Annotated in this window: 5 protein-coding genes; all 5 read left to right on the top strand. The window is 51.2% G+C overall.

Annotated elements, in window-relative coordinates; translation table 11 throughout:
* Positions 1-173 precede the first annotated feature (173 nt).
* Entirely contained in the window at positions 174-1823 is a 1650-nt protein-coding gene (locus AC3WJN_RS19120; RefSeq protein ID WP_005826902.1) for a tetratricopeptide repeat protein, read from the top strand.
* Positions 1824-1858: 35 nt separating this feature from the next.
* Positions 1859-2842, top strand: coding sequence for a thioredoxin-disulfide reductase (gene trxB / locus AC3WJN_RS19115; protein WP_255344297.1), 984 nt, complete (start codon positions 1859-1861; stop codon positions 2840-2842).
* A 237-nt stretch (positions 2843-3079) separates the two neighbouring features.
* Positions 3080-3961, top strand: a complete 882-nt coding sequence (rapZ, locus tag AC3WJN_RS19110; RefSeq protein ID WP_007782163.1) for an RNase adapter RapZ — start codon at positions 3080-3082, stop codon at positions 3959-3961.
* An 85-nt stretch (positions 3962-4046) separates the two neighbouring features.
* A complete protein-coding gene (locus tag AC3WJN_RS19105) occupies positions 4047-5057 on the top strand; it encodes a gluconeogenesis factor YvcK family protein (protein ID WP_007782165.1) in 1011 nt (336 codons plus the stop codon).
* A gap of 9 nt (positions 5058-5066) precedes the next feature.
* The gene (whiA, locus tag AC3WJN_RS19100) at positions 5067-6014 is read left to right on the top strand and encodes a DNA-binding protein WhiA (RefSeq protein WP_005826906.1); all 948 of its coding nucleotides are present in this window, start codon (positions 5067-5069) and stop codon (positions 6012-6014) included.
* Positions 6015-6055 lie beyond the last annotated feature (41 nt).

Below are 6055 nucleotides of genomic sequence, written 5' to 3'. Positions count from 1 at the left end.
AACGCTTAGTCATTCAAGAATCCCACCCGTACACCGCAAGGTGGAAGGCTTGCGGCTTTAGCCGTGGGAGTCTCAACTGTAAAATACACACTTTAAAAGACGAGTCAGCTTGTAGGCTGGCACCGCTTCTGGTACGATACTTGAAGTGCTGCTCCTATGATGTTGGAGGTTTTATGAAACATAACAAAAGTATTTTGAAAAAAACAACTGTCGTCGACTTCAAGCAAGATGCCGCTTTTTTTGTCGACCGGGGAATGCGCTTTTTGAACCGGTACGACTATGAAAAAGCACTGCGGTCGTTTCGGCGCGCCGTTGAGATGGAGCCTGCCAATGTGGAATGCCATTGCCACCTGGCCAGTGCCCTCGCCGAAACCGGACAGTTTGAAGCATCGAATGAAGTCCTGTACGAGATTATAGAAAAATGGGACCCGTCCATGGTAGAAGTGTACTTCTATATGGCGAACAACTACGCCAATCTGGAAGACTACCAGATGGCAGAAGAAATGGCCGTCCGTTATCTGCAAGAGGCGGGCAACGGGCATTACCGCGAGGAAGCGGAAGAACTGCTCGATTACATTTACTTCGAGCTGGACTTGCCGCCGCGCCACTTCCAGCCGAGTGAAAACGAGGATGTGTACAGCAAGCATGAGCGTGCACGCCGCAGTCTGGAGGAAGGCCGCTTCCTGGAAGCGCTGGATATATTGAAAGAAATCGTGGAAGCCGACCCCGACTTTTTGCCGGCCTGGAACAACTTGTCGCTCGCCTATTACTATGTGGGCGATTTCCAAAAAGCGATGGAGACGATCGACAAGACGCTGGAGAAGGAGCACGGCAACTTGCATGCGCTGTGCAACCTCGCCGTTTTGCTCTCCCATCACAACCATACAGTAGAACTGCTGGCGTTGATGGACATGCTAAAAAAGGTCGTTCCGTTTCACCCGGAAAACACGTACAAGCTGGCAACGACCATGGGAGTGCTTGGACAGCATGACGAGGCGTACTTCCACTACCAGCGGATGCTGCGGGCGGGCCGTCCGCACGAAGCCTGCACCTACCACTATGCGGCGATCTCCGCGTACTTGAGCGGGCGAAAAGACCAGGCTTTGCGCTGGTGGCAAAAAGCCAAGCAGATGGACCCGGAATCCGGAATTGCCGACCAGTACATCCAGATGGTAAAAAACGAGCAAGAAGGGGAAACTATAAAGCCGATTCCGTACCAGTACAACCCGCCGCAACGCGACGTGTCCTGGGAAAAGGCGCCGTTTACCGGAGTAGAGGACTTCAAAAACGATCCGATGATTCGCGCATCGCTTTTGTGGGCCTTGCAGCATGGACGCGACGAAGTCAAATTTGCCGTTCTGCAAACTTTGTCGTTGATTGGCGATGATGAGGCTGAGCACGCTGTTCGCCAATTTTACTACCAGACCGACAATCCCCAACTGCAAAAGCTGGCTCTGCTGGCGCTGGCAGACATGGGAGCGGCCATGCCCGAGGATGCGCCCAAATCGGCTGTAAAAGGGCACCAAAGCAGTGCCGTTCAGGCTGAGATGAGCGTAGAAGAAGGGATTCACCGCTACCTGCTCGCAGAAGGACAGCAAGAGGCCGGAGAATGGTGCCTGCGCGTCTGGGAAAAGCATCAGAAATACGCACAAAGCCAAGTACAAGTGCGGAAAGCAGTTGCATGGATCGCTGCATTAGAATATGTATACGGAACAATAGGGAACAACAAAAAATCGCAAGCGTATCTGGCCGAGAAATACGGGATCTCCACGGCAACCGTAGCAAAATGCGTCAAAGTATTGTCGACACTTGATTTTAAATAGATTATTACATTATAATAATTTTAAATAAAAGAAGCGTGTCAGACGAGGAGGCAACAGATATGAGCGAGCAAAAAGTTTATGACGTTATCATCGCCGGAGCCGGCCCTGCTGGTATGACGGCTGCTGTATATACTTCCCGCGCCAACATGAGCACTCTGATGCTGGAGAGAGGTATTCCTGGCGGCCAGATGGCCAATACGGAGGAAATCGAAAACTATCCAGGCTTCACTTCCATTCTCGGTCCTGACCTCTCCACCAAAATGTTCGAGCATGCGCAGCAGTTCGGTGCAGAGTACGCCTACGGCGAGATCAAGGAAATTCGCGATGAAGAACCGTACAAACGCGTAATCACTGGGGACAAGGAATACTTGGCCAAAGCGGTAATCGTCGCAACAGGTGCCGAGCATCGCTTGCTCGGAGTGCCAGGGGAAAAAGAGCTGTCCGGCCGCGGCGTTTCCTACTGCGCTGTGTGCGATGGCGCTTTCTTCCGCAACAAAGAGCTGGTTGTCGTAGGCGGCGGCGACTCCGCGGTAGAGGAAGCCGTTTTCCTTACCCGCTTCGCTTCCAAAGTGACGATCGTCCACCGTCGCGATCAGTTCCGCGCGCAAAAAATCTTGCAAAAACGCGCTTTTGAAAACGAAAAGATCGAAGTGATCTGGGATTCCGCTGTAAAAGAAATTCGCGGAGAAGGCAAAGTGCAGTCCGTCCTCCTGGAAAACACCAAGACTGGCGAGCAGCGAGAGTTTGCGACAGACGGCGTGTTCATCTACGTAGGTATGGACCCGTTGACCGAAAGCGTGCGTTCGTTGGGCATTACCAATGACGCAGGGTACATCCTCACCGACGAAAAAATGCACACCAAAGTAAAAGGCGTGTTCGCAGCCGGTGACGTTCGGGAAAAAATGCTGCGCCAGGTCGTGACAGCAACCGGAGACGGTTCCATTGCGGCCCAATCGGCTCAACACTACGTGGAAGAGCTGAACGAAAAGCTAAAGGAACAAAATGTCACAATCTCTTAACGTGCTTGTAACATGAGTGAAATAATTCAAGGGTAAGATAAAGACAATGAATTGACCCCCTTATCTATATAAACATTGTTGCGTGGCTGGCATTTCAGTCGCGCATCTTTTTTTGTCCAAAAACAGCTTGTTCGCGAGCGGAAACGAAAGCTGGGAAAAGTGGGGAAGCGCCCAAAAAGGTGCGAATAGGGGCGCGAGTATGGTATGCTATTGTCAGAATCGTAGGAGGCGAGTTGCGTGACGGAATTGGGAAACGACAAGGCCATTAATCTCCTGATTATTACCGGAATGTCAGGTGCGGGAAAAACAGTTGCTGTACAAAGCTTGGAGGACCTGGGTTATTTTTGCGTTGACAACCTGCCCCCAGTACTGATTCCCAAATTTGCCGAGTTGGTCAAACAGTCTGGCGGGAGTATTGAGCGTGTCGCTTTGGTGATCGACTTGCGTGGACGGGAGTTTTTCGAAAGTCTCTCCGTGACGATCGAGAGCCTGGATCAGATGGAGGGATTGTCGTATCACATCCTCTACCTCGATGCGAACGACCAAACGCTGGTTTCCCGTTACAAGGAAACTCGTCGCAGACATCCGCTTTCACCGAACGGTTCCCCTCTGGAAGGAATTCATGCTGAGCGCCGTCTGTTGCAGGAAATGAAGGGCTGGGCGCATCAGATTATCGATACGAGTCAAATGAAGCCAGCGCAGCTTCGGGAAAAAATCATCAACCAATACGCACAACAAGGATCACCCCTTACGATCAATGTATTGTCGTTTGGCTTTAAATACGGTACGCCGATTGACGCGGACTTGATGTTTGATGTCCGGTTTTTGCCGAATCCGCATTATGTAGACGAGTTGCGGCCCAAGACCGGATGCGATCCAGAGGTGGCTGATTACGTGATGAAGCACAAGGAAACCAAAGAGTTCATCGAGAAGCTGACGGACTTTTTGGCGTACACCTTGCCTCATTACCAGCGCGAAGGCAAAAGCCAGCTTGTGATCGGAATCGGCTGTACGGGCGGAAAACACCGCTCGGTCGCGATTGCAGAGCATCTGGGCCAGACCTTCGGAAAAGATTTTACCATCCGCGTCAGTCATCGAGACATGGAAAAGAACAAGTGAGCATAGGATGGCAGGAAGAAAAACGTTAGGTCATCCGCAAGAGAACGCCACCTGTTTATTTGTATCAGAAATAATGAGGTGACATATGCCTACTAAGGGAATGGGGAGGCTGCAGTCAAGGCCATTACGAATTGTCGTCATTGGCGGAGGAACGGGTCTGTCCGTCCTTTTGCGCGGTTTGAAGCATGAGCCGGTGCATATTACAGCGATTGTAACCGTAGCAGACGATGGGGGAAGCTCGGGACGTCTGCGCGAGGAAATGGATATGCTGCCGCCCGGAGATATTCGCAATGTGCTGACTGCTTTGGCCGATACGGAGCCGTTGATGGAAAAAGTCATGCAGTACCGTTTTTCCTCAGGCACGGGATTAGCAGGGCATAATTTGGGAAATCTATTACTTGCCGCAATGAACGAAATCACGGGAGATTTTGTCACCGCAGTCAAAACATTGAGCGGAGTTTTGGCGGTGCGTGGAGATGTGCTGCCTGCGTCCACGCAATCCATTCGTCTGAAAGCCGAAATGACGGATGGCTCAATCGTGATCGGAGAATCCCAAATACCGCTGACAGGCAAGGAAATCAGACGGGTTTTCCTTGATCCGGCAGACGCTGTGCCGCTGAGCGAGGCGCTTTTGGCCATTGCTGAGGCGGATGCCATTTTGATTGGACCGGGCAGTTTGTACACGAGCATACTGCCCAATTTGCTGGTGCGCGGTCTGTTTGCTGAGATCAAGCGCTCAACGGCCCCGAAGATTTATATTTGCAACGTAATGACACAGCCAGGAGAGACGGACGGTTTCACCGCCTCGAAGCATGTGCAGGTCATGTACGATCATGTAAAAGAATCATTTCTGGATACGATCATTGTCAATTCAGCCGAGCTGCCGAACCACGTGTTGGAAAAATACGCGGAGAAAGGAGCGGCTCCTGTCCCCTGTGACCTGAAAAAGCTGCGTCAGCTCGGCTTGCATATTGTCGCAAAGCCGTTGGTTACATTTGAGGATGGTTACCTGCGTCACGATGCGCATGCCGTGAGCAAGCAAGTCGTTTCACTCGTCAAGCGCAGACGGAGGGTGCTGAAGATAGAGAAGGAGTAGTGAGGTTCGATGTCATTCGCCGCGCATACCAAAAAAGAACTGACCATGATGGAGGGCGCCGACTGCTGTAGCAAGGCCGAATTGTCTGCCTTGATCCGTATGAACGGGAGCTTGCAGTTCGGAGCAGGACGCCTGGTGCTGGATGTGACGACGGAAAATGCGGCGATTGCCAGAAGGATTTACACCTTGATTAAAAAGCTGTTTCAGACGCACTGCGAGCTGCTCGTTCGCAAAAAGATGCGGCTGAAAAAGAACAACGTCTACATCGTGCGAATACCTAACCAGGCCAATGAAATTTTGCAAGACCTGGCGATCATGGACAGCAGCCTGTCGTTCGTACCCGGGATCGCTCCCGAGATTGTGAAAAAGTCGTGCTGCCGGGCTGCCTACCTGCGCGGTGCTTTTCTGGCAGGCGGTTCGGTCAACCATCCGGAGGCATCCAGCTATCATCTGGAGATATTCACCTCCTATCAGGATTTTTGCGAAGCATTGACCAAGATCGCCAATCGGTATAAACTAAATGCCAAGTGCATCGAGCGGAAAAAGGGGTACGTCCTCTACATTAAAGAAGGCGAGAAAATCACGGAGTTTTTGAGCCTGATCGGAGCACACCAGGCTCTGTTGTATTTTGAGGACGTCCGGATCGTAAAGGACATGCGCAACTCTGTGAACCGTTTGCACAATTGCGAGATTGCCAACATCAACAAAACGGTAAACGCTGCCACAAGACAAATGGAAAACATTCAGCTCATCGACCAGGAAATCGGGCTGGAGAACTTGCCCAGACGTCTGCGTGAGGTAGCCGAACTTCGTGTGGCACACCCCGACATCAATTTGAAAGAACTGGGGGAAATGGTCCCAAGCGGAGTTGTCAGCAAATCGGGAATTAATCACCGCTTGCGAAAAATTAACGAAATCGCTGACAAAATACGTGAAAAACAAAATCTTTCGTTGTAGATGCATGATATACTAAAGGATAATAGTCTACAAGGTTAGGA

The sequence above is a fragment of the Brevibacillus sp. FW306-2-1A-C05A genome, from assembly GCF_058781555.1.
The sequence above is the reverse complement of the archived record's forward strand: the minus strand, read 5'-3'. Positions and strand labels throughout refer to the sequence as shown.

Bases quoted from the DNA above. Each gene is read 5' to 3' on its own strand.
- AC3WJN_RS19120 (WP_005826902.1), top strand. From the start codon at position 174: ATGAAACATAACAAAAGTATTTTGAAAAAAACAACTGTCGTCGACTTC.
- AC3WJN_RS19105 (WP_007782165.1), top strand. From the start codon at position 4,047: ATGCCTACTAAGGGAATGGGGAGGCTGCAGTCAAGGCCATTACGAATT.
- whiA (WP_005826906.1), top strand. From the start codon at position 5,067: ATGTCATTCGCCGCGCATACCAAAAAAGAACTGACCATGATGGAGGGC.